The sequence below is a fragment of the Candidatus Enterovibrio escicola genome, assembly GCF_002464935.1.
Classification (GTDB): domain Bacteria; phylum Pseudomonadota; class Gammaproteobacteria; order Enterobacterales; family Vibrionaceae; genus Enterovibrio; species Enterovibrio escicola.
This window is the reverse complement of sequence record NZ_NBYY01000003.1, coordinates 25,466-50,050: the sequence shown is the minus strand read 5'-3', so window position 1 is coordinate 50,050 and position 24,585 is coordinate 25,466. Positions and strand designations below refer to the sequence as shown.

The following is a 24,585-nucleotide window of genomic DNA, read 5'->3' as shown; positions in this document are numbered from 1 at the left end:
TTGGCTAAAATCGGATTTAATGATTGTCATCATAAACCAAATACACTTGTATTAAGAACGTGGAGACATCCACAGCCGAACTCAGCGTCGACTCTGAGAAGACAAGGATTTAACCATGAAAACTATCTCTATTGCTGAATTTGAAACTCTGGTAGCTCGCAACGACTGGCAGCGAGAACAAGATTGCGAAGTTTCAGAGCGTCTTGATTGTCAGGTTGAAGAGTGGAACGAAGAAAACGAATCTTTTGATCTGAACGATATTCCTCACGTTTTTGGTTTGGCTTCTAAAACCTCAACCTTAGATGGTATCAAAATTACTTACACCGAAGGCTTTAACTACGACGAATGCGACTCTCTGTCTACAGGAACCACGAGGGACAGGATGATGTTTGGTCTGTAGAAAGCGTTACGGTTGTTGATGAAGAGGGTGACGAGCTGAATGCACACGAATTGGCTGACTATCTGGATTCTGATTTCAGCAGCATTAATTACAGCGTACTTGAGATAGAGCAAATAATTGACGTAGACGAGGACTCTGACATGGAAACATTTACACTTGATATTGATAACGCGCCAAACGTTCGCTTTACTGGTGAACTGGTAGCAAATGCGGCTAGTTCTGATAATTAATCTATTGGTAGTAGTTATAACGGTTAAACTGGTCGTTGGACAGAGTTATCTCTTTACAAGACCAAAGGCGGAAAATTCATCTGTCATCAAGTTGGTCGCACTAGAAGGCAAGATGAGCGTGACCGTTTTAGCGGCAAGGTCTGTGAAATGCGGGAAGAGGTTAAAGAATTTTTTGGCCACCGATGGCTATCCAAAGAGTTGTACGCTGAGGCTAGCATTGATGATGTAGTAGAAGTGGAGTGACAACAAGGGGCTTCGGCTCCTTTCTTTTTGACTATGACAAATATTTTGAATTGGCCTGACTACAATGTTAGTCAGGTTCATGAATCTGAGTATGATTATCAGGTTTACGCTGAACTAAAATGCCCGCCTTCATTTTGCATCCACTGCTACACATCTGATCTCGTTGGTTTTGGGAAAAGAACCGAAATTCTCATGGATATACCCATGCACGGCAAGCGTGTCGGCATCCACCTAAATCGTAAACGTTTTAAGTGCCAAAGTTGTAATAAGACATTCTACGAGCTTGTATCGCGCAAAGATGAAAAACGTAGGATGACTAAACGGCTTATTGAATACATCGAGCGAGAGAGCTAGAAACGTACATTTTTAAGTATTGCAGATGATATAGGTGTGGATGAAAAAACAATCCGTAACATATTTCAAGATTACTGCGAGCGTGAAGAAGAACGACTGAAATTCGAAATGCCAAAATGGTTAGGAATTGATGAAATTCATATCATCAAGAAACCTCGATGCGTGTTAACCAATATTGAGCATCAAACAGTCATTGATATGCTCGACAACCGTAATAAATCAACTCTACTTCGCTACTTTACAAAACGTGAAGACAGAGAGCGTATTGAATTTGTCGCAATGGACATGTGGCATCCTTAATAAGGACACGGTAGAAACCATGATACCGAATGCCACTATCGTCATAGATAAGTTCCACGTAGTCAAAATGGCTAACAAGTCGTTAGAGCGTGCAAGAAAAGCAATACGTAGCCAACTTACGCCACAACAGCGCCGTGGACTACTAAAAGATAGGTTTATACTGCTAAAGCGAAAGCACGAACTCTCAGATGCGGAATACTTACGTTATTCTGGCTGGATACTTAACTATCCCGAAATGGGAGAAGCTTACGAACTTAAAGAGTCTTTCTTTGTCATTTGGAACAGTCAGACGCGTGATGAAGCTCAGCAAGCTTACTACGCTTGGCTACGACTGGTTTCACCTGAAATGACGCGGTATTTCGATCCGCTAATCAAAGCTATGGGTAACTGGCACAATGAAATTTTTGCGTATTTTGATCATCCAATAACGAATGCTTATACGGAAAGTCTCAACAACCTCATTCGAGTTATGAACCGTACTGGTCGAGGTTATAGCTTTGGAGCTCTTAGGGCTAAGATGCTATTTACTGAAGGATTCCACAAAGATGAAACGTCCACTATATCAACGAGATCCAATTTATAATGATGCCATTAGCTTGTTTGATCTGGCTGCGGAACCGCAAATAGTAACGAACTATGGTTCGAGCATATTAACTTTGATCAAAGAATTTGAAAGGGATTTTAAAAGTCCCATTTTACTCACTAAATCCGCATACCCTTTATTTTAAACGATCAGATTGCGATTTTGGCATTTAGTTCATTACTTATGCGCAGTTTAGGTTAATTAGGCCTGCCTGAATTCCGATAATAACTGCGACACTTATGGTCTAGCGGAGAAGAGGGAGCAAACTACCGAAGGTAGTATACTCTTCTCTCCAAGGCAACAAGCAATACTGCCATAAATTATCAGAATTTTACCTGACAGAGGGTGAACAGGCATACTGACTATTATAACTTTGTTAATTGCTTTCACATTTGCTATGTTATTCATTAACTTGAGTATTGTAATCGCGAAGAGTAAGTTTAAGACTGAGTAACTGCTTATAGCGATACATCGCTATTTTGGCTAATGAGCGTTTGTGATAACCCTGTCCTTTTTCCACTCAGTCAGTTTGTCCTTTTTAAATGCCTTTGCTGCTTCATTTCATAGGATGTTCGTTTTCTCAGTAACCCGTGTTGATTCGAGGTGGAATAGTGGGCGTTATTCCTTTGTTTTTCAGTACGTGGTGACGTGCTCTTATATCATAAGCTCCATCAACACTGACTTGATGTATCTTTCATCGTAATGGGTTAAGCAATATAGATCAAACCGTACTGTCACCCAAGGTCATTAGGCTAACTTCGGTGCGATAACCTAATTAAGTAAATACATCAACCGCAAGATGAAGTTTGTGTCAGATACGCCGCTTTTCCTTACCCTGTTTATGCATTTTCCATTCTACTTTGCCATATACCTTTAGGGCTGTGGCATCAATAACAACATGGACGAAAGTTTCTTAACTGGGTAAACGGTACTTAATTTCCACGGTATTTTAACGCCAAAAGTGGGAGCATAAAAATAGCTTTAACCATCAGTTCCGTTTCAATCTAAGTATCATAAAATATAAACTCACGGCTAATATTACCCGTGCTATTTTGCACAATGCCCTACCTTAATGGCAGCGTCGTCTATCACAAAAAGTAATTAAGCCACGGTTTACTAATGCTTGATTATATTATTTCCAGTTGCTAATCTTTCGCGTTGCCTTCCCAATCATCACCTCCTGCTTAACTCCATGATAATCTGATCGTAGGAATTGCGATTAGTTCATTTCTTATCCACAACTCAGATTAGTTATACAGATTTGAGGTTAAATTAAGAAATTCCTCATTTTGTATACCTTGGATTTATCACTCTAAATCAGTATAGTGTTTCCGTTCACATTCTGAGACCATACTAATGTTTCAAAATAATCCGCTACTTGAAAAGTTGAAACAACAAATCAAAGAAAGCCTCCCTAAAAAAGAAGGCACGATTAAAACCACCGAAAAATTCTTTGGCTTTCTGGAAACAGCTGATAAAAACAGCTACTTCATTCCGCCACCGTACATGAAAAAAGTGATGCACGGTGACAAAGTAGTGGCATTGATTCGCACAGAAAAAGATAAAGAAGTTGCAGAACCTAACGAGTTGTTAGAACAATCTGTGGATCGCTTCATAGGTCGTGTTAAAATGATCCATAATAGACTTAATGTAGTTCCTGATCACCCACAACTTAAAGACGCGATTCGGACGAAAACGAGGAGAGGCTTGAGCCCAAAAGAACTTACCGAAGGTGACTGGGTAGTTGCCAAATTGACTCAACACCCTCTTAAAGGTGAAAATGGATTTTTCTGCCAAATTAGCGAAAAGATCACTGATGCGAATGACAGCATTGCACCTTGGTCGGTAACACTAGCTAGGCACGATCTGCCAAAAAAAGATCCTGAACCTCAAAACCATTGGGAAATGCTGGACGAATCTTTGATTCGTACAGATTTGACCCAACAACCATTCATTACCATTGATGGTGAATCCACCACAGATATGGATGATGCACTGCACAGTATCGCCAATGATAATGGTACCTTCACACTGACTATTGCTATTGCTGATCCAACAGCATACATTGCTGAAAATACAGAATTGGATAACCAAGCTAGGAAGCGCGGTTTCACCATCTATTTACCTGGCCACAACATCCCAATGTTGCCGCGTAAACTGAGTGACGATCTGTGTTCGTTGCGTGAAGATGAAGTGCGACCAGCACTTTGCTGTCGTGTCACCATAGAAGCTGATGGAAATATCTTAGATAACGCTCATTTTTTCTCGGCTTTGATCAAATCTCAAAGCCGTTTATCCTACGACAATGTATCAGAACTGATTGAAAACGGCAGTTGTGGAAACTGGTGGCCTTCAAAGATTATTGCTGAACAACTGACTGCACTGCATGCGATAACAAAAGCACGGATGCATTGGCGTAAGACTAGGGCGGCAACCTTTCCAGACTATCCGGATTACCGTTTCGAGCTGAGTGAAGACAATGATGTTATTGCTATTCATGTCGACACCCGCCGGATTGCAAACCGCATGGTTGAAGAAGCGATGGTCACAGCAAACATCTGCGCTGGTCGTACGCTTCGCGGACATTTTGGTTTTGGTGTATTCAATACCCACACAGGATTCAATAGTGAAAAAATGGTAGATGTCGTTGAACTTATTAACCAATATGGAGGAAAAACCTCGGCAGAAATACTAGAAACACTGGAAGGGTTTAGCACACTTCATCACTGGTTGAACGTACAAGACACCAGCTATTTGGATAGACGGATTCGCAAATTCCAATCTTATACCGAAATCAGCAATGTTCCTGCACCACATTTCGCTATGGGTCTCGATGTCTACGCGACATGGACCTCCCCCCTTCGGAAATATGGTGATATGATTAACCATCGTTTGCTAAAAGCAATCGTAAAGGGCGAAACATCTGTAAAAATACCAGATGACATGATTGGTGAAGAACTAGCTTTGCACCGTAAGCATCATCGTATAGCTGAACGCCAGGTTACCGATTGGTTATACGTTCGCCATCTAAAAGATTGTGTTGAAGAAAAAACAACCTTCAAGGCTGAAATTCTAGATGTTAATCGTGCTGGTATGCGGGTTCGTTTGTTGGAGAATGGTGCAATGGTATTTATTCCAGGTACATTGATTGTCGATAACAAAAAACGTGTTGAATTTAATAGCGAGCAAGGTATTGTCTTGATCGATGGAATTAAAGAATTCCAACTTGGTAATCATATCGAAGTTGTTCTTACCGATATAAAAGAGGCTACTCGCTCTATCATTGGTAAACCAACTTGTAAATTTGCTACCACTGCTGAAAGGCAAAAAGTGGATGTGTTGGAGGATACTATTAAAAATAGAATAAGTCCTAATAATGCTAAATGATTTGATCTGAAGTTAAGTTATTCATGCACAAGGAGTTGGTCATGAATAACTTAGACGCTGTTTTCGTCGATGTCGACGACTTCTGCCAGACATTTCCTTCCTGCATGGTAAAAACACCTAATTTCTTCCGGCATCACACAAAGAAACAAACCTTCTCATCTCTCCGTTATTAAAGTGATGACGATAGTGATAGCTTTCCATCAATCAGGATATAGAGACTTGAAAACCTATTACATCCACTTTGTTTGTCGCTACCTCACCAACAAATTTCCTAAATTAGTTAACTACACGAGGATCTTCAAGATCATGCAAGGTGTTCTGGTTCTGCTCTGCTATTACCTCACTCACCTGTCAGACAAGGTCGACAAGGGTCGCCTTCGTTGATGCGTCCAAGTTATAGGTTTATCACAATCTACGCATTCTCAGATATAAGGTTTTTAAAGGTACCGTGAAGCGAGGAAAAGGAACGATTGGGTGGTTCTACGGTTTCAAATTACACCTAATTATCAATCACCAAGGTGGCATTATCTCAGTTACTGTGACGACGATTAACGTGGATGATATAAAGTCTGTATCGGAAATGGTTGACGAGATTTGGGGGTGTTTATACGGAGAGAAAGGTTATATCTCGGGTTCATTGAAGCGGGAACTTGCAGACAAGGGAGTGATACTGATAACTGGTGTGAAAAAAAACATGAAACCCAAAGTGATGAAACTTTGGAACCGCCTGATACTCCGGCAACGATTTATTATTGAAACCGTTTTTAACCAACTAAAAAAACATATCCTAAATCTAGCATTCTCGGTACCGTAGTTGTATCAGCTTTATGGTCAACTTGCTGGCGGGGCTTATCGCTTATTCATTTCAACCAAAGAAGACGAGCATCAAGATGATTAGGTTTGATAAGAAAGCGCTTATGCAGATCTGAGGTTCGTTATACAGCGGGGTGTAAGTTTTTAAAACCCGGACAATCAAATTAATATTGATCTGTTGCACTAGAGAGGAGTTTAAGGATACCTACATTATTCATAGCTAGTTCAATAATTTACTATTTTATCTCCACCTGACAAACCGTGTTTAAATATCCAAGCTGGAAGGCTCGGCAACATGCCTAGCAATGATAACAACGCTATCATGCTTTTTAACTGTTCTTGTTTGCTGGCAAAAACAACATTTAACATCAATGCTGGCTATAATGATTAGCCTGTAAAAATAAGAAGTCTACACGAAGTGTAATCTGTTGAATATATAACTGTCACTCTCGTAGAGAGTGAGCTTCTCCTCATTTTATTGAAAAGGAATGATCTTGAATGATTACGGGGATATATATAAAGTATTCCTAAAGAACGTCATACACCAATTTATTATGATTTTACGTTTAGGATGTTGCAGAATAAGTAAAATCATTCAACCACATCGAGTTTGAGGATCTAACGAAATGGAACATGCTATCCGCGCAGAAATGCGAGTACTCCCATCCATCGATCCAAAATTTGAAGTTATACGTCGCGTTAACTTCATAAAAAAGCGTCTACAAGATTCTCGAACCAAATCTTTAGTCCTAGGAATCAGCGGTGGCATTGATTCATCAACATGTGGTCGACTTGCTCAGCTGGCCGTAGAACAACTAAATCAAGAGACGGATACTGCTGATTATCAGTTCATTGCTATTCGCCTACCATACGGCATACAGCAAGATGAAGATGAAGCCCAGATGGCCTTAAATTTTATAACCCCAACACATTCGATCAACGTTGATATTAAAGACGGCGTTGACAGTCTTCATTCATCTGTAATGTCCTCTTTATTGAATACAAAACTGTTGTTACCAAACACATTAAAAATTGATTTTGTTAAAGGCAACGTGAAAGCACGCTATCGCATGATTGTGCAGTATGAAATCGCAGGTCTTGTCGATGGTTTGGTCCTAGGTACAGATCATTCTGCAGAAAATATTACGGGTTTCTACACCAAGTTTGGTGACGGAGCCTGCGATTTAGCTCCGCTATTTGGTTTAAACAAACGTCAAGTTCGTCAACTTGCTGTGCATTTAGGTGTACCAGACATATTAGTTGTTAAAACCCCAACTGCCGATTTGGAAGAACTTACATCTCAAAAATCTGATGAAGATGCTCTACAACTAACTTACGATCAAATCGATGATTTTCTTGAAGGCATACCTGTTGAAGAGATAGTCTCTGGGCGATTGATTACCATCTACAACGCAACACAACACAAACGCCAACCTATCCCTACCATCTATGATGATGAGTAATTTAGCGTAAAAGATGATTTATAAACCCTTCTCTCTAATAAGCAGTCTTTATTCCTAATGAGATTAAGATCTAGCCGCATGTAAGAGTTCATCAGTTTTTTATCTAGGAAAAAGTAATGATTATCCTCCGGACTGAATCTGTTTACTGAGGGGTTCTTCCGGACTGTTAAACATCCCACATAAAAAGAAATATTTTAGAAGTAAATCATAGCCGTGGTAGCATCGGATTACAGGTAAGAAAACTTACTTATTCCTGAACGGTGAAATAAATGGTTTTGTCGCAAAGTTTGAAAAGAGGCAGGGATCAACTTTCTCCGGACACACTTATTTTGCCAGTCAATAAGACTGCTCCTAGACAGGCATGTTTTCCGCCTCTTCCATCTGATATTTCCTGAGCATCTGCCACAGCTCAACACCAGCTATCATAGTCTTGGTATCGTCAACAAATTTCCATCCTAGGTACTGGCGCATCTTCCAGCTTCAGAGGAAGCTGGCTCTGCGCCACGATGTTGTTCAGCTATTTCAGCTCGATTGCCTCTATTATCATCCCTGCCAACGCCGAAAACCAGATGACACAGTGTAGGGTTAAACAGCGCTAGTACATTGGCACTGCTCTTGTCTATAACCCTTTTACAGAGAGGCTATACAAGCCGATAAACTTATCGAAAAAAGCCATGGTAATAGACTCACCGCGGGTTTCAGAGAGATAGAAATCTATAATGCTACTGTGCTTATCGACAGCGCGATAAAGGAAATACCATACTCCATTGATTTTCACGTAGGTCTTATCTATTCGCTATGGACGTCACTAAAGCACATTTATTTTTCTTAAAAGTCAGTTCCCGTTGAGGTGCATATTCCAAAACCTAGTGGTGGAGGATTACGTGATCCCTGCCCAGTCCCAGTTCTTTAAATATTGCCTCGATGTCCCAGTAGCTAGGCTGATAGGAAACGTAGTAGCGGACAGCTCGAAGGATCAGTGTGTCCGAATATTGCTTTTTGTTGACATCAATGCCATTGAGTTAATGCCACCTAGAAATGTAGGAGCATTTTCAACATGTGAAATACCCTATCAAACTCGTCAATGCCTTGGAATACGTACATTGTGACAGATCTGTAGTTTGGTTGAATCAACAAACACAATACCAGTAGATCTAACTTGATCGTGAATCAAAGAAGAACAAAAGAAAACCTGACAGAATCGGCGATATCGGTAAAAACAGCGTCTAACTTATTCATGTCGAAGTCCTTATGCAGTCTATAGTTTTTTAAACGATCAGATCACGACTTGGAAATTTAGTTCATTTCTTATGCGTAACTCAGGTTAATAAGTTGGTTTCTATCTAGAGAATAGATTTTTTCATGGTTACAAATTCTGTTAGAACACAGGATATCTGCAATAATAAATAACTGGGCTACAAGTCATACTGACGAACCATTCAATTTATTGAATAAATAAACTACTATTGGTACAAGTTCTTCTGTTCATTCATAGCAAACATGTGTATATGTGTAAGAGCTAAATTCTCCTATTATCTGACTCACTATAGTCTGTTATGCCTGTTCTATAATAACATTTTTATTTCAATCTGACTTGATAAATTCGCTACAATATAAGGCTTAATGTGGATGTGTGGATCTCAGTGAGATAATGAATGTTTGGAGTACACATTGATCTCTGTAGAAAAATATGAGGGATTGACTGCACGAATTGCAATAGTTAATGAAGAGATAAAAAAACAAGATATTGAATTCTATCTTTTTATTCCAGGAGAACTACCTTTTTCCAAGAAAGTGTTAAATGAGGACGAGTTTTATAATAATGTCCTTGCAAATACGCGTACCTATTTTACATCAGAAAACCATCTACCGCTGGTACACTCTCGTTTAGCTAGCCGAGATAAATTACCATCTGATAAATATCGCGTCAGTTTGAGCTTGTACGCTTACCAATACGCTTTATCACTTGAAAAAACGACACACCGATTTTTTGATACGGTCGCTGATGTTAAAGAAGAAGAAGCAGTTGAGCAGTTGGAGTTCATCACGGACATGGCGGTTGAAATCCTGCGTCGGTTGCGTCGCTATGTGCCGAAAGAAGAGAGCTTATTCAAGTATTATAATAACATTGATAACTACCTATCTTGGTTGACAGAACAACGCTTTTTATCATTGGTTTCACACATGCCTAGGAGTGCAGTATTTAAACCGATTAACGAACAACTGATCGCCTTTTGTAAATCTGAAGCTGCGTACCGCATCGAACGAAACTATAACTCTGAGAAAGCACAGGTCGATTCGACACGGATGGTTAACAAAATGCGTCTTGCCAGACGCTTGATTGAGTACCCAGTAACCATTAGACAACGTGACCTAGTTCTAGGACAAACACTAAATAAAGTTACGAAAGGTACGGCAACAGGGTTGGTGATGATCGTGGTTACGGTAGCACTCATTCATATGCGTGACTTCCTAGGAGAAATTACCCTTTCATTTATCCTCGCGATGGCAGGAACTTATGCATTGCGTGAGATCTTCAAAGATGATCTTCGAGATGTACTTTGGCGTTGGATTCGTCGAGGACGTCCTAAATGGCGCAAATTGTTTACCGATCCAACATCTGGGCAACGGATTGGTAGTCAGTTGGAATGGTTAGATTACATTCCATTTGATAAATTGCCGGATGAGGTTCGTAAGAAGCGTAAAGGAAAGTTGCGCCAGCGAGAAGAATTCGTGGTGCGCATGAAGATGATCACACAAATGTCAACTACCAAGTTTCTTAGTGGTTATGACATGACACGCGAAGTTTTGCGAATAGATTTTCGTCCATTTTCTCGGTTAATGGCACGAGGAAAAGAACGATTTTATTCTCTGAATGACGGGAAAGTTGTACGTGAATCGATAGATAAACGTCATCAGTTTAATTTGATTGCCAAGCAAAAATCGCCCAATGGCATAGTTACCCTACAGCGTTGGAAAATTACAGTGAATCGTTCAAAAATCGTGGACGTAGAAGAAGTTTTCTAATGTTGGTATGGCTACGAGATAGGAGAACACTACCAATAGTTCTACTCTTCCGTAATGAAGGAAGAAGATACTGAGTGATTTTGGTAAACCTAAAGTATTGAACCCTTGTACTTCATGGAAAAAACTTTCTGCAACTATACCAAAATAACTTAAAGATGTAGGTTTAAATATCTGACACGCTCACCGTCAGGTGAAATGCACAACCTAGCTAAGAATCAGCCAGACTAAAGTACACTCCCAGCATCCTATTTTAGCTTGGAGATGTGCATAGCTCATAAAAAGTTAAATGACAATGACTGATATTATATTGAGTAACGATTGGCTGAAGGTGATTCCTTTAACCAGATTGCTAAAAGACTTGGCTATGCTTACTCCACTATCAGTCGAGAAATAAAGCGCCATATCCTAGATGGACTTTTACGGTGTAGTCTATCATCAAATTACATAAAAACAGGCTAAATAAACCCGTGCCAACACCACGAAAAGGACGGCTTCTGGCTGTATTTCAGAGAAAACTAAGAGCTTCATTCATGGGCGTCTCAGTATGCATATGTCATCCAATGTGGATATCGGTGAACTAACTCTAAAGCACGATATGATCCTCAGTGAAAGCACGCTGTACCGATATATATGGTCTAACAGGGATAACGGCAGGTCGCTATACAAGGATCTCCCCATCATAGAAAACCCTACAAAATCAAGATGAGCAACGGCGATAATGTAAAGATAAAAAACCGTATTAGCATTGAAAAACAGCCTGATATTGCAGACGAAAAGATCAAGTTTGGTCATTTAAAAAATGATACTGTCGTCGGGACTGGGCAAAAATCTTTTCTGCTTACTGTGCTAGATAAAGACAATAAACTCTGCTGCATAAGGAAGATACCCAATAAGAAGGTGGGTACAGTGGTGGAGGGTGTTGTTATAGCTTCCACTGAGAATCAGTACAAATAATACCGCCAGTCATGCACAACTAATCTTACATACTACGGTTGTAATCTACACTCTAGATAAAATATTGTATTGTTAAGCGTTGTTCAACGCAGTATCGTCCTTTAAAATTTATGCCTTGAAATTGATTTAAAAGGAAAAACAATGAATAAAAGCTTTCTTACCCATGTGATTGCTATCGTGATCTTTGCAGCTGGTTATTACTTAGATGAGGCTGTTGCACTTTATGGTGGTTTGTTTGCACTATCTGGGTCACTGACCAACCTTTTGGCTATTCATATGCTGTTTGAAAGAGTACCCTTCCTTTACGGTTCTGGAGTGATTCAAGTGCGTTTTGAAGCGTTCAAACTTGGTATCAAATCGCTGATTATGGATCAGTTTTTTACCAAAGAAAACATTGACCGTTTCTTTAGTAAAAAAATATCAGAAAGCTCCACCTTTAACTTTGCTCTTATTATCGAACATATTGATTTCAATTCAACATTTGATGGACTGATTGATGTCATCAATAACAGCTCTTTTGGCAGCATGTTGATGCTAATGGGCGGTCCAGAAGCGCTGATACCACTACGAGATCCATTCGTTACGAAGATGCGTGAGTCTATAATCGGAATTATACAACAAAAAGATTTCCTCGATGCCGTAAAAAACCAAGTCCAACAACTAGATACCATGAACAACGTTACTTCAAACGTTGAATCGATAATTGAACAACGTTTTACTGAACTAACGCCAGAATTGGTAAAAAACATCATTCAAACCATGATCCGAGAGCACCTTAGTTGGTTGGTAGTTTGGGGTGGTGTATTTGGGGCTATGATTGGTGTTATCTCTGCTCTAGTTACCAGTTGATGGATTCTATTATCTGGTCAGTGGTATTTGGCTATCAGCACCTTTAAGTCTCAATCTCTGTTATGCCCGTTATTTAAACATCATTTGAACACCTTAGAGTATGAACCTCAAGTGAAAATTGGTATCTCACAAGTCTCTCATCCATTATACCAAAATAACTTGAAGATGATCTATTTCCAAAGGTCATCAGGGCGTTTAGTTCGGGGTAAATCCTCATAGGAATAATCAGGGTTCTGTCGCAAAGTTGACGGCGTGGTCTTGGTCAGCCAATCTATAGAATAGAATTGGAGGTCATCTAGCAAAAATCAGCATCTTGCTGTTGCTTGAATATGCATTCGATGGCAACCTTACTGGGGGAGTCTATACATGTTGGAGATCTTGTTTTGTACCTAGGGAAATCTTGATGACGCACATTGATTTTAAAAAGAAGATTAGTTTCGCTCGCCTTCGCACTTCGGGTTCCGATATCCATCACGCATTTGAAAGCGATCGTGGCATGATTATCAATTCTACTCCTATCCGCCGACTTCAACAAAAAACACAAGTATTTCCACTCGAACGGAATTCTGCTGTGCGTAGTCGCCTCACCCACTCGCTTGAAGTACAGCAAGTTGGCCGCTCTATTGTTCAATCTATTTTTGAACAACTAAGCAATGGACAAATGAACGAATATGGATTGACTGGATTAGAACGTGCTATAGAGTCATTGGTGGAAGTTGCTTGCTTAATACATGACATGGGCACTCCCCCCTTCGGTCACTGCGGTGAAGATGCTATCAACCGATGGTTTAAAGAAAACTTACCTCATCTTGCACCAATTAAGGCTCTATATGAATCGCATCCCGACAGCATGCTTGAACCTATCATTCACGAACTGATTCATTTTGATGGTAACGCGCAGGCAATTCGCCTCGTGCAATCATTACATCGATTTAACCTAACATACAGTCAGGCGGCATCCGTACTTAAATATACACGTCCTGGCACAGGATATAAAATACAAGTGCCAGATGACAAAAATTATCTCACTAAAAAAGTTGGCTTTTATATTACTGAAAAATACTATATTGATTCGATGATGCTAGAGCTGGAGATGGCACAATATTGTCGTCACCCACTCAGCTATATTATGGAAGCGGCAGATGATATCTCATACAGCTTGGCTGATTTAGAAGATGCTGTAGAAAAGCGGATCCTCTCTCTTGAAACCCTCAAAGCGCATCTTGAGGTGACTTTCCACCAATTAGAACCTGAAAATCGTGCCATTAAAGCTGCAGAAACTTTTCAATCCGTACTAAACGATATATATCAGGCCGCACAATATGATGAAATCAATCCTGTACATAAGTTCTTTATCTATTTACGTGTAGAAATGGTGCAACCATTGGTCAAGCATGCTGCACACCAGTTTATCCACAATATTCACCAAGTTTATCACGGTAATTTAAATCGTGCATTGTTGGAAGATCATAGTCAGTTTCATGCGTTGACAGAAACATTCAAGAACATTGCATTCAACTATGTTTTCAATAATCCTGAAGTCGAAACTCTAGAACTCCAAGGGTATAAAATAATTGGCGGATTATTATCCGAATATCGTCCCTTACTTGAGCTAACACAAGATGAATTCCAAATCCTTGTAAATAAGAACGGACATAACAATTCTATTGAGAGACGCTTTTTCAACAAACTTTCAAGGGGACACGTGGCTGCATATCAACTTGCCTTGAAGAATAACGACGTGGGTATAACTGACACGAAACTATGGGAGTTTTACCTCCGTTGTCGTCTTTTACAGGACTACGTAAGCGGAATGACTGATCAGTTCGCTTTTGACGAATACAAAATACTGATCGTCAGCAACTAACGAGTGGTAAGTCGTCATGACTCTAAAGTTCTTACCGTATTTTTATACACTGACATGTTCGTAAAAATGACAATATTAATTTTTGTCGCAAAAATTGAAAAGAGGTGGGAGTAGCGTTTCTCCGAATATACTTATCCGACGTTGTTTATTAGATTAGGCCTACCGAGTCTTATAACTTTGTCCATATTTGGCAGCGCTTCACTAACTTGAGTATTGTAATTATACAGAGTAAGTTTAGGCCTTAGCAACTGTTTATAGCGAAACCTTGCTATCTATGTTAATGAGAATTTGTGATAACCCCTGTCCTTTTTTCACTCCGCCAGTTTGTCCCCTTTTAAAGTCTTTAAAGCTTAATTTCTAGGATGCCATTCCTCCCAGTATCCCGCGTTGCTTCGAGATGGAATACTAGGTATTATCCATTTTTTCTTCAGTACGGGGTGACATGCTCTTGTGTCATAGGCTCCATCAGCACTGACTTGCTGTATCTTTCGTCGTAATGGGTTAAGCAATATAGGTAAAAACTTATTTTACCCTCAGAAACTAGGATAACTTCTGCAGCAATAATCTCATGAGTAGACACGTCAACGCAAAATGGAGTTTGCGCCAAATACGCCACTTTTCTTTAACTGTGTTTACGCGTTTTCCATTGACCTTCTCCGTATACCTTTAGGCTGTAGCATCAATAATAACGTGGGCGAAATCTCCTTGACTCGGTAAACGGTACTTAACTTTTACGGTTTTAGACCACTTACTAATGCAAGTGTATTGTAGGTGATTTCAGTGGAACATTCATCAATGTAAAAACCGAATTAAGAAAGCATTGTAATACATGAGGTGGGAGCTTAAAAATACCTTTCACCATCAGTTCCGTTTCAATCGCGGTATCCGAAAATATAAACCCACGGCAACAATGATCGTGATGCTTTAAACAATGACACACCTTAATGGCAGCGACGTTTATCCAACAAGTGACGAATCCTTAGTTTACTAATGTTTGATGACATTGTTTCCAATTTCTAATTTTGTGCTTGGTCTTTCCCATCATCACCTTCTACTTAACTCCATGATGATCTGATCGTAGGGATTGTGATTAGTTTAAATATTTGGGAAACAACACCCTTTTGCTAGACTTTCCTCGCTGCATGTGAAAAACACCTAATTTCTTCCGATATCAAGCAAAGAAACAAGCATTCTCGCTTCTTAGTTAGTGAAGTGATGACGATAGTGATAGCTTTCCATCAATTAAGGTATCGAGACTTCAAAACCTATTACATCCACTTTGTTTGCCGCTACCTCATCGTCAGATAAAACCGACAAGGATTGCCTTCGCTAATTTGTCCAAGCTACAGGTTTTTCACAACTTACGAAGTTTCAGACATCAGATTTTTGAAGGTACAGCGAAGCGCTGAAAAGGGGAAATTGGATGGTTTTACAGCTTCAAATTATACCTTATTATTAATGACCAAGGTGGTATTATCTCAGTTAAAGTAACGATGGTTAACGTAGATGATAGAAATCCTGTGTCGGAAATGGCTGACGAGCTTTGGGGGCGTTTATACGGAGATAAAGGTTATATTTCTAGTCCATTGGGGCGGGAACTTGCAGACAAGGGAGTGATACTGATAACGGGTGTGTAAAAGAATATGAAACCTAAAGTGATGAAACTTTGGGACCGCCTGATACTCCAGAAACGATTTATTATTGAAACCGTTTTTGACCAACTAAAAAACATACCCAAAATCGAGCATTCTCGGCACTGTAGTTATATTAACTTTCAGGCAGGGCTCATCGCGTATTCATTTCAACCAAAGAAGCCGAGCATCAAGATAACTCAGCTTAATAAGCCCCGCTTAACTCCATGATGATCTGATCATAGGCATCGCGATTAGTTCAGATATTTTGGAAAAAACACCATTATTAGACTAATAGACGGCTAATTTCACGATTAAAATAAACGATTTAATTTCAAGTCCACCGAGGAATATTTATGAATATAACACCTTTCTGAGTGTTTGAAACTTTTGTTTTTTCCTGAACAGCTTATCCACTCGCATCATTAATGGAAATAACTTGTCTTTGGTAAAGTTATCACCAACAATCCGCGCTTCATTTATATTAAGTATATCAAGACAAGTTGCAAATATTCGTACACCTTAATCTACACTAACACATTAACTTCTCCCTTGAATTTCGGTATTAGATTCGATACGTTGTTGTGCTTGGATGAAGCAACCCCTTTTATCACAGGGGATAGTGCAACTTTTATCAATCACTTCACTTGGTATAGTTTCAGTTAAATGAATATTGGCATAGCACTTGTGTGCTATGGTTTTAGCCTTTTAGTTTCTTATTTTTACTGCAGACCACCTTAAATATTATGGCAGCGACAAGTGTGCCATTGTCAGACACAAAAGAATTATGAGCTCGTCCAGACTATTTTGGTTCTTGTTCAACTTTCGCTGTAATTGCAGGATGCATATTAATGAACTTGCCGTTTTCATCCCTGTAATTATCATTACGGAAGCGCTCAACAGCTAGGGTGTGTATTGCACCTTCCGGAAGGTGTTTATCCTAGGGACAGGATCCCGTACACATTGGAACCTAGTAAATAGAAAAATTTAATATGGATAACCAATTGAAACATATTGTATACTTTTCCGTAATAACCGAATGAATGCGCAATTATTTTCTTCAATGGAAGTTCAAAGCCATGAAGAAAAACCTGATAGAAATCGGTGAGTTTTATGCAAACATCGTCTTAATTACTCATGATAACGTCCTTTTATGACTGATGATTTAATCCAAACGATCAGATCTCGACTTCATCATTTAGGCCATTTTTTATGCGCAGTTCAGGTTACTTCAAGTGTAATATTAAATACCTACACTTTTCCATAAAAAGGATACCCTCACGTCTTCACATTAGGGTATCCGTCAGTTTATTGACTGAATTCATAGATGCAGATTCAGAACTGTCTAAAACTCACTCTAAGTAGAAATTCACCCCATTAATCTTTGATAGGTTCAACGGTAAACTTACCGACATCAACCGCAACAACCTTTACAATTTGGCCAAGTTCAACTACGGTATCACGATGATGAGGTTCAAGAACTAAGGTCCAATTTACTCCAGAATACTTCATAGCTACAGGATGTTGCACATCAAGGCGAGACTCCAGTTCGAGAACCAAGCCAACAAAATCACTATGGATATTCCGTTGCCTACTCTCAACATGTTGTATTTTCTTCATCGGCAGCCAAAGTGCTGCGGTTAAAATACCAGCACCAATACCAGAACTGCCTATCACAGAAATAAAGGTTGACGGTAGTAATCCCAGCCAAACCAATGTCCCCGTGGCCACCGTTGAGAGTCCTAGTGTCAGCAAGACGATAGTCGATAACCCCAACACCAAGATTTCCACGATCAGGAAAACTAAACCTGTGATTATTGTCACTTCTGCCAAATTATCGTTAAGATAACTGACCACAGCCATTAGGACTTGCTTGCATTTAAGGTGTTAATAATGCTCATTGATTCAGCAACAATGCTTGCAGCACTGGATTGACCGTCGGGTAACAACACCACCGTAGACTCTCTCGCAATAGCTCTCTTTGCTTCAATTGCTTTGTCCGCCAAATCAAGCTGTATAGCTTTTTGACCTTCTGCTGTAGCTGCCGTGCGACCCACCACTTCCAGTGCTTCTGCTTGCGCTTGGGCTACCGAAATAATCGCTTGCGCCTCACCTTCCGCTTTCAGAATTTGCTCCGATCTCTCAGCTTCTGCAGCTAACACACGAGCTCGCTTATTACCCTCAGCCACGTTAATTTCTGACTGACACGTGCCTTCGGATTCTAGAATCACTGCACGTTTCTCACGCTCAGCTTTCATCTGACGTTCCATCGCATCCAATACAGAACGTGGTGGATCAATATCTTTAATTTCATAACGTAGCACCTGTACACCCCATGGTGCTCCTGCTTCGTTAATCGCACTTACGATTGCGGTATTCAAATTTTCACGTTCTTCGAAGGTTTTATCGAGTTCCATACGCCCGATTTCGGATCGCATTGATGTTTGAGCCAACTGTGTGACGGAAAAAACGTAATCATCAACACCGTAACATGCTTTAACTGGATCAAGCACCTTGATGTAAAGAACACCGTCAACTACCAGAGAAATATTATCTCGAGTAATAGCTGATTGACTTGGTACATCAAATGCTTGTTCTTTCAACGTGCGCATATAAGCCACTCGGTCAATAAACGGTACTAGCCCGTTCAAGCCTGCTTCCATGGTTTTATGGTATTTCCCAAAGCGTTCAATAATATAAGCTGTATTTTGTGGCACAAACTTCACTGAAGTGCGAAGCGCAATGACAACCAGCACCGCAAGTATAACCCACGGACTAAAAATCGTCGAAAGCATTTGTAATATTTCCATTATGTTTTTTCTCTAGCCGATTAATTGGTTGAACAGTATACCCAATTTATCCAAACATATTTATGTTCAAATAACTAAAATTAACAAAGACTAATAAAAAATTAGACGGGATTCAAAAGAAAAGGGATTACTAGGAAAGTATTGTCACTGTATCGTGCTTGTTTATACTGTAATACGCATATATTTTAGTTAGAGATTCTTTGGCAAATATTTATAGGGACAAAGAGGTTTTGTACTCAATGTAATCCAAAAAACCTCCGACCTTAACATGCTTCAGTCTTGATGGGGATATGAATTTACCAAATAATGAACCGTCTTCCAAGTAGAATAGAAATTCTGATAACAATTAGGTTATACATCCAATTGGCGGTGTTTCCCAAATATCTGAACTAATCGTGATTTCCACGATTAGATCATCATGGAGTTAAGCGGGAGGTGATGATAGGAAAGACCCAGATCAGAAACTGGCAACAATATAATCAAGCATTAGTAAACCGTGGCTCAATCACTTTTTGGATACCGAGATTGAAACGGCACTGATGATGAAAGATATTTTCAAGCTCTCACTTCGTGGATTATAAGGCTTTCTCAATTCAATCTTTACCTTGATAAATGTTCGACTAAAATCCCCTATATACACTTGCATTAGTAAGAGTTCTGAGACCGTAGAAGTTAAGTACTGTTTGCCAAGTCTAGGAGCAGGTGCCACAGTCCTAAAGGTATACGACGAGGGTGAATGGAAAACACGTAAACACGATTAAGGAAAATCGGCGTATTTGGCGAAAACTTCATTTTGCCGTTGATGTGTCTACTCATGAGGTTATCACTGCAGAAGTTAGCCTAGTTTTTGTGGGTGACAATAAGCTTTCACCTACATTGCTTAACCTATTACAACGAAAGATACAGCAAGTCAGTACCGATGGAGCCTATGACACAAAAGTATGTCACCACGTACTGAAAAATAAAGGAATAACACCCAGTATTCCACCTCCAAGCAACGCTTGATATTGGGAGGAAAGGCATCCTAGAAATGAAGAGGTAAAAGCGTTATGAAGAAGATAAATTGGCAAAGTGGAAATAATGACAAGGTTTATCACAAACGCTCATTAGCAGAGACAGCAATGTTTCATTATAAACAGTTACTCAGCTCTAAACTCACTCTTCGTGATTACAATGTTCAAGTTAGTGAAGCGTTGGTAAATATGACAGCAATAAACAAAGTTAGAAGACTTGATATACCTGTTCGCCAGCAGATAAATTAGGATTGTAAGAAAATTGGGATCAGTGAATTGTAGGCCTGATTTAATCAACAACGCCAAGTGCATTTACCATGATGAGGTATTATCATTTCATATCTACCCTGCAGGATTGTTACCCCTCAATCCGTAAAACTGTTAAGTTCAACTCACTTAGTTATATTAATCAAACAGACCTATAACCGTATCGTACTTGACATGAATTTCGGTGGAGCTATAGTGATTTTTGGTGTATGAGTAGGAAAGAATGCGGTGTAACCTGTTGATTAATCTCGCCAGATCAACAACCAATAAGAAACACACCTCATGGACAATAATCATAACGTTACCGAGCTTCCTAAATTAGAAAAATCACTTAATGAACTGCTGAAACAAGGCGCACCGCAGTTCTTGGTTCAAGCTATAAAAGCCGAAGTTCAATTCTTGCTCGATTATTTTACAGAACTTCAAGCTAACGGAAAGCAGAGAGTGCTTCGCAATGGTCATTTGCCTGAATGGCACCTATAACCTTAGCTGGGCTACATTACCGTCAAAGTTCTAAAGGTTCGAGATAAAACAGGAAGCGAGATCAAATTCAACAGCACACTGGTTCCACTCTATCTCAAGCGAGCCAAAAACATAAAAGAGCTTATCCCTTGGCTTTATCCTCGGGGGATATGCAGCCAGCTCTAGAATTGTTATTAGGTAAGAAAGCCAAGGGCTTGTCAGCAAACAAGGTTTCTCGACTCAAGCAGCAGTGGGAAGCAGAATACACCCGTGGCGTAAGAGCAACCTAAGTAAACGACGGTATGTCTCCATTTTAGCCAATGGTATTTACTGTAAAGTTCAAATAGATAACAAGCTTTGCCTGATTGTTGTCATCGGCGTAGATGATGCCTGCCGCAATGAAGTGCTAGTTGTTGTCGATGGGTACAGGGAGTCAGAGGTCAGTTAGCTTAAAGTGCTATCACAGCTAACGTCCCAAGGTATCAATATCGATCCTGAACTCGCCATTGGTGATGACGATTTCGGTTTTTTAAGTGAAGTGATAAAGCATTGGCTAACTACGCGTCATCAGCTTTACTGGCTACACAAAACGGCCAATGTATTAAACAAAGTCCCAAAAGCTGTTCAACCAAGAATAAAAAATGCTTCAAGATATCTGGATGGCGGAGACACAACAATAAGCACATACAGCCTTCGGACAATTCGAAACACGATATGGTACTAAATATTCCAAAGCAGCGGAGTGCCTGACCAAAGACGAAGTGGAAATACTGGCATTTTACGATTTCCCCACTGAATCAATGTTTGCAACCGTGAGGCTAATCACGAACAAACCAAGAATTGTGGAAACCGAAAAACGCCACTGGCAATGGTCTGAAAACTAATGCGAACCTCTGAGGTTAACTGGCGTACAGTTGCGAGGCTTTCAATTACTCGCGGATATCATCAAAGGCGTGAAATTTAGAAATACATTCGTGAAACAAACGTCAATCATCAAGATACTGCTCTGGAAGCTGTACACCAGATTTGACCATAGTTCGTCTGAATTCAGGAAATTCGTTGGTGAGATAGCGGCAAACAAAGTGGATGTAATAGGTTTTGAAATCTCGATATCCAGATTGATGGAAAGCTATCACTATCGTCATCACTTCGCTAACTGAGAAGCAAGAAAGTTTGTTTCTTTGTTTGATACCGGAAGAAATTAGGTATTTTTTCCATACAGGAAGGAAAGTTAGGCACAAGTCGTCGACATCGACGAAAATAGCGTCTAAGTTATTCATGTTTAAGTACTTATAAAATTGATAGTTTTTAAACAATCAGATCGCGACTTTGTTATTTAGTTCATTTCTTATGCGCAAATCAGGTTGACTATTTAATTATTAGAAGACTTTCTAGTAGCCTAATTTTATCGTCAAAGTTAAAACCATCACCTAGAATTAGGACAATGATTCAGTTACATAGCTTATCTGATAGGAGATTCAAATCTATAACCTAGTATGAACTCAGCTTACCCGTATATATACCGAAGGTAAAAGTTAACTAAATTTTGGTTATTACAACACGACACCCTTCAGGCCAGTGAAACACCTCGAGGAAACAAGGAGGTAGCGTAATAATGAGAAAAATAAATTTTGATGTATTTAACGGCGATGCCGATGGCATTTGTGCACTCATTCAACTCAGATTGGCCGTACCCAAAGAGTGTTCTCTGATCACGGGCGTCAAACGAGATATCGCATTGCTCCAACAAGTTGATCCCACAGTGACACAGGATGTTACTGTACTAGATGTAGCGATGGATCCTAACCGTCCCGCGTTGGATAACCTGCTTTCGCAGGGTGCCCATATATTTTATGCGGATCACCACAATCTGAATCAAATTCGGACACACGCTACACTTACAAACCATATTAATACCTCTTCAAGTACCTGCACCAGCCTAATTATCGATAAATTGCTCGATGGCAGATATCGAGATTGGGCACTGGTGGGCACATACGGTGATAATTTGTTTTCAGTGGCAGATAAGTTGGTAGAAAAAACGGGGTTGTGCGATATCAGCCGAAATAAGCTCAAACAATTTGGCACTTACATTAATTACAATAGTTATGGTGTATCGCTGTTAGATTTGCTATTTCCTCCTGCAGAACTTTATCAATTGATGGCACCTTACCCTTCACCATTTGATTTTATAACTGAACATCCCCGTGTTTATACAACGTTAGAGCAGAGTTATTTACATGACTCCGAAAAAGTATCCTCTGTTGTTCCTTATTCTGAACATCTAGGATCTCGCGTATTCATGCTTCCTGACGAGAGATGGGCACGACGCATCAATGGCGTGTATTCTAACAGTCTCGCCAACCAAGACCCAAGCATTGCCAATGCAGTAATCACCGCGAAATCGAACGGCAACTATGCTATCAATATTCGCGCACCCTTGAAAAATAGTGTGGGGGCTGATGAGTTAGCAGCATCCTTTCCAACCGGTGGGGGACGCAAAGCGGCAGCAGGAATCAATTGCCTACCTACAGAACAACTTTCAGCATTCATCAGTGCATTCCAGCAGCGTTACGCACTGAGAACATAGGAAATTACTGAACATGACTGAAATCCTGACGTACTCAATTAATACATACGTGAATACTCTAGATGACCTTAGATCTGCATAAACGCTTGCTTCTCAAGCCGAGTATCAAGATGACTCGGCTTCTTTGGTTGAAATAAATACGCGATGGATCCCGACAGCCAGTTAACCATAAAGCTGATACAATCACGGTGCCGTGAATGCTCGATTTGAGATATGTTTTTTAGTTAGTCAAAAACAGTTTCAATAATAAATCGTTTCCGGAGCATCAGGAGATCCCAAAGTTTCATGACTTTGGGTTTCATATTCTTTGTCACACCCGTTATCAGTATCACTCCCTTGTTTGCAAGTTCCCGCCCCAATGGACCAGAAATATAACCTTTATCTCCGTATAAAAATCCCTAAGATCTGTCAGACATTTCCGAAACAGGCTTTCTATCATCTACGTTATCCATCATCACTTTAACTGAGAGAATACCACCTTAGTCATTGATAATGAGGTGTAATTTGAAGCTATATAACCACCCCATCATTCCTTTTTTTCGCTTCGTGGTACCTTTAAAAAACTGATATCTGAGAATACGTAGGTTGTGACAAACCTGTAGCTTAGACGAATCAACAAAGGCAATCCCTGTCAGCCGTACCTGACGGTGAGTGAGGTAAGAGCAGAGCAAAACAGGAACACCTTACATAAGCGCGTGCTTATGCAGTCGATAGTTTTTCTCAAATGATCAGATCGCGACTTTGGCATTTAATCCATTTCTTATGCGAAGTTCAGGTTATTTAGCTATAACAATCGTTGATTCAACAAAGTTACAGCTCTGCTACAATTTACATATCTCACGGCATCGTGTGTTTGATGGAGTTGTTAAACTCGGTAAGGGAACTATGGGATGGTTCTATGTTTTTAAACTTCACCTTAGAATCAATGACCAAGGCGGTATCATGTTGGTAAAGGGAACAAGACCCCATGTTAATAACAGGAGACTTGTGCATGATATGGCCAATATTCTCTGGGAGATTACTTTATGGAAATAAGAGCTATATATCGAGCCACTTTGAAGAAACTCTCGAAGAGAAAGGGGTTACTTTCATCACGAATACACGGAAGAATATTAAATTAAAGGTGGTGGAGCTTTTGGGTCATCTTATGTTGGAAAAACAATTTATCATCGAGACAGTCTTTGATCAACTAAACAATGTATCTCAAATAGAGTATGTTAAGCCCCGAAGTGGAGGGAGCTTTATGGTTGCTGGATTCATTGCTTATACGTTCCAATCAGAAAAGCTCAGCCTTAAAATTACTCGGCTTGAAAAAGCCATGCTTATGCAGATTTGAGGTTAG

At 39.8% G+C, this 24,585-nt stretch carries 20 protein-coding genes and 9 pseudogenes; 20 read left to right on the top strand and 9 right to left on the bottom strand.

Features of this window, described 5'->3' with window-relative positions; all coding sequences use genetic code 11:
• Positions 1–115 precede the first annotated feature (115 nt).
• Genes BTN49_RS14530 through BTN49_RS14505 form a run of 6 tightly spaced genes read left to right on the top strand, consistent with a single transcriptional unit; the run spans position 116 to position 2,110 of the window.
• Positions 116–400 (top strand): hypothetical protein, encoded by a 285-nt coding sequence (locus BTN49_RS14530; RefSeq protein ID WP_199399258.1) that lies wholly within the window; start codon positions 116–118, stop codon positions 398–400.
• A gap of 50 nt (positions 401–450) precedes the next feature.
• Positions 451–630 (top strand): hypothetical protein, encoded by a 180-nt coding sequence (locus BTN49_RS14525; RefSeq protein ID WP_199399257.1) that lies wholly within the window; start codon positions 451–453, stop codon positions 628–630.
• A gap of 4 nt (positions 631–634) precedes the next feature.
• Positions 635–859, top strand: a complete 225-nt coding sequence (locus BTN49_RS14520) for a hypothetical protein (RefSeq protein ID WP_199399256.1) — start codon at positions 635–637, stop codon at positions 857–859.
• A gap of 47 nt (positions 860–906) precedes the next feature.
• Positions 907–1,227, top strand: coding sequence for a transposase family protein (locus tag BTN49_RS14515; RefSeq protein ID WP_199399255.1), 321 nt, complete (start codon positions 907–909; stop codon positions 1,225–1,227).
• A 36-nt stretch (positions 1,228–1,263) separates the two neighbouring features.
• Positions 1,264–1,527 carry a transposase gene (locus BTN49_RS18775; protein ID WP_199399254.1) on the top strand — a complete coding sequence of 88 codons (264 nt, stop codon included), beginning with the start codon at positions 1,264–1,266 and terminating at the stop codon, positions 1,525–1,527.
• Positions 1,475–2,110 (top strand): transposase, encoded by a 636-nt coding sequence (locus BTN49_RS14505; protein WP_263363835.1) that lies wholly within the window; start codon positions 1,475–1,477, stop codon positions 2,108–2,110. The genes BTN49_RS18775 and BTN49_RS14505 overlap by 53 nt, the downstream gene beginning before the upstream one ends.
• Positions 2,111–2,458: 348 nt before the next feature.
• Here the strand turns inward: BTN49_RS14505 and BTN49_RS01150 are convergent.
• Positions 2,459–3,242 (bottom strand): annotated as a pseudogene (locus tag BTN49_RS01150) (IS5 family transposase); the annotation flags it as partial.
• Between the two features lie 224 nt (positions 3,243–3,466).
• Between BTN49_RS01150 and BTN49_RS01145 the strand changes: the two are divergent.
• Positions 3,467–5,497, top strand: a complete 2,031-nt coding sequence (locus BTN49_RS01145; protein ID WP_097355682.1) for an exoribonuclease II — start codon at positions 3,467–3,469, stop codon at positions 5,495–5,497.
• A gap of 41 nt (positions 5,498–5,538) precedes the next feature.
• Positions 5,539–6,426, top strand: a pseudogene (locus tag BTN49_RS21595) (IS982 family transposase).
• 109 nt (positions 6,427–6,535) lie between these two features.
• On the opposite strand, the gene BTN49_RS13685 reads toward BTN49_RS21595, so the two are convergent.
• Positions 6,536–6,679, bottom strand: coding sequence for a hypothetical protein (locus tag BTN49_RS13685; protein ID WP_158523554.1), 144 nt, complete (start codon positions 6,677–6,679; stop codon positions 6,536–6,538).
• Between the two features lie 257 nt (positions 6,680–6,936).
• On the opposite strand from BTN49_RS13685, the gene nadE reads away from it, so the two are divergent.
• A complete protein-coding gene (nadE, locus tag BTN49_RS01135; protein WP_097355681.1) occupies positions 6,937–7,773 on the top strand; it encodes an ammonia-dependent NAD(+) synthetase in 837 nt (278 codons plus the stop codon).
• A 619-nt stretch (positions 7,774–8,392) separates the two neighbouring features.
• Here nadE and BTN49_RS01130 read toward each other — a convergent pair.
• Together BTN49_RS01130 and BTN49_RS19860 are read right to left on the bottom strand one after the other, a co-directional pair.
• Positions 8,393–8,566, bottom strand: a complete 174-nt coding sequence (locus BTN49_RS01130; RefSeq protein ID WP_097355680.1) for a DDE-type integrase/transposase/recombinase — start codon at positions 8,564–8,566, stop codon at positions 8,393–8,395.
• Positions 8,567–8,857: 291 nt separating this feature from the next.
• A pseudogene (locus tag BTN49_RS19860) lies at positions 8,858–8,956 on the bottom strand (transposase); the annotation flags it as partial.
• A 488-nt stretch (positions 8,957–9,444) separates the two neighbouring features.
• Here BTN49_RS19860 and BTN49_RS01125 point away from each other — a divergent pair.
• The 5 genes from BTN49_RS01125 (at position 9,445) to dgt (ending at position 14,470) form a co-directional block, all read left to right on the top strand.
• Positions 9,445–10,800, top strand: a complete 1,356-nt coding sequence (locus BTN49_RS01125) for a hypothetical protein (RefSeq protein ID WP_097355679.1) — start codon at positions 9,445–9,447, stop codon at positions 10,798–10,800.
• 318 nt (positions 10,801–11,118) lie between these two features.
• Entirely contained in the window at positions 11,119–11,259 is a 141-nt protein-coding gene (locus tag BTN49_RS19855; protein WP_199399251.1) for a helix-turn-helix domain-containing protein, read from the top strand.
• A gap of 243 nt (positions 11,260–11,502) precedes the next feature.
• Positions 11,503–11,754: a hypothetical protein gene (locus tag BTN49_RS14485; protein WP_199399250.1), complete on the top strand. Its 252-nt coding sequence runs from the start codon at positions 11,503–11,505 to the stop codon at positions 11,752–11,754.
• Positions 11,755–11,895: 141 nt separating this feature from the next.
• Positions 11,896–12,603: a DUF445 domain-containing protein gene (locus BTN49_RS01115; RefSeq protein ID WP_097355678.1), complete on the top strand. Its 708-nt coding sequence runs from the start codon at positions 11,896–11,898 to the stop codon at positions 12,601–12,603.
• Positions 12,604–13,006: 403 nt separating this feature from the next.
• Complete coding sequence (gene dgt, locus BTN49_RS01110) at positions 13,007–14,470, top strand: dGTPase (protein WP_097355677.1); 1,464 nt, start codon at positions 13,007–13,009, stop codon at positions 14,468–14,470.
• Between the two features lie 131 nt (positions 14,471–14,601).
• Here the strand turns inward: dgt and BTN49_RS01105 are convergent.
• Positions 14,602–15,512, bottom strand: a pseudogene (locus BTN49_RS01105) (IS5 family transposase).
• An 89-nt stretch (positions 15,513–15,601) separates the two neighbouring features.
• Between BTN49_RS01105 and BTN49_RS01100 the strand changes: the two are divergent.
• Positions 15,602–16,332, top strand: a pseudogene (locus tag BTN49_RS01100) (IS982 family transposase); the annotation flags it as partial.
• A gap of 1,146 nt (positions 16,333–17,478) precedes the next feature.
• Here the strand turns inward: BTN49_RS01100 and BTN49_RS01095 are convergent.
• Together BTN49_RS01095 and BTN49_RS01090 are read right to left on the bottom strand one after the other, a co-directional pair.
• Positions 17,479–17,964 carry an NfeD family protein gene (locus BTN49_RS01095; protein WP_097355676.1) on the bottom strand — a complete coding sequence of 162 codons (486 nt, stop codon included), beginning with the start codon at positions 17,962–17,964 and terminating at the stop codon, positions 17,479–17,481.
• Positions 17,964–18,911 (bottom strand): SPFH domain-containing protein, encoded by a 948-nt coding sequence (locus BTN49_RS01090; protein ID WP_097355675.1) that lies wholly within the window; start codon positions 18,909–18,911, stop codon positions 17,964–17,966. Before BTN49_RS01090 ends, BTN49_RS01095 begins: the two co-directional genes overlap by 1 nt.
• 438 nt (positions 18,912–19,349) lie before the next feature.
• Here BTN49_RS01090 and BTN49_RS01085 point away from each other — a divergent pair.
• Together BTN49_RS01085 and BTN49_RS19600 are read left to right on the top strand one after the other, a co-directional pair.
• Positions 19,350–20,173: pseudogene (locus BTN49_RS01085) on the top strand (IS5 family transposase).
• Positions 20,174–20,473: 300 nt separating this feature from the next.
• Positions 20,474–21,683 (top strand): annotated as a pseudogene (locus BTN49_RS19600) (IS256 family transposase).
• A 19-nt stretch (positions 21,684–21,702) separates the two neighbouring features.
• Here the strand turns inward: BTN49_RS19600 and BTN49_RS19850 are convergent.
• Positions 21,703–21,933: pseudogene (locus BTN49_RS19850) on the bottom strand (IS982 family transposase); the annotation flags it as partial.
• 335 nt (positions 21,934–22,268) lie between these two features.
• On the opposite strand from BTN49_RS19850, the gene BTN49_RS01070 reads away from it, so the two are divergent.
• Positions 22,269–23,243 carry an acetyltransferase gene (locus tag BTN49_RS01070; RefSeq protein ID WP_097355674.1) on the top strand — a complete coding sequence of 325 codons (975 nt, stop codon included), beginning with the start codon at positions 22,269–22,271 and terminating at the stop codon, positions 23,241–23,243.
• Between the two features lie 68 nt (positions 23,244–23,311).
• Here the strand turns inward: BTN49_RS01070 and BTN49_RS16920 are convergent.
• Positions 23,312–23,923 (bottom strand): annotated as a pseudogene (locus BTN49_RS16920) (IS982 family transposase); the annotation flags it as partial.
• Between the two features lie 82 nt (positions 23,924–24,005).
• On the opposite strand from BTN49_RS16920, the gene BTN49_RS19845 reads away from it, so the two are divergent.
• Both BTN49_RS19845 and BTN49_RS01050 read left to right on the top strand, forming a co-directional pair.
• Positions 24,006–24,278 carry a transposase gene (locus tag BTN49_RS19845; RefSeq protein WP_369073707.1) on the top strand — a complete coding sequence of 91 codons (273 nt, stop codon included), beginning with the start codon at positions 24,006–24,008 and terminating at the stop codon, positions 24,276–24,278.
• On the top strand, positions 24,235–24,579 hold the full coding sequence (locus BTN49_RS01050) for a transposase (RefSeq protein ID WP_158523551.1): 345 nt from the start codon (positions 24,235–24,237) through the stop codon (positions 24,577–24,579). The genes BTN49_RS19845 and BTN49_RS01050 overlap by 44 nt, the downstream gene beginning before the upstream one ends.
• Positions 24,580–24,585 lie beyond the last annotated feature (6 nt).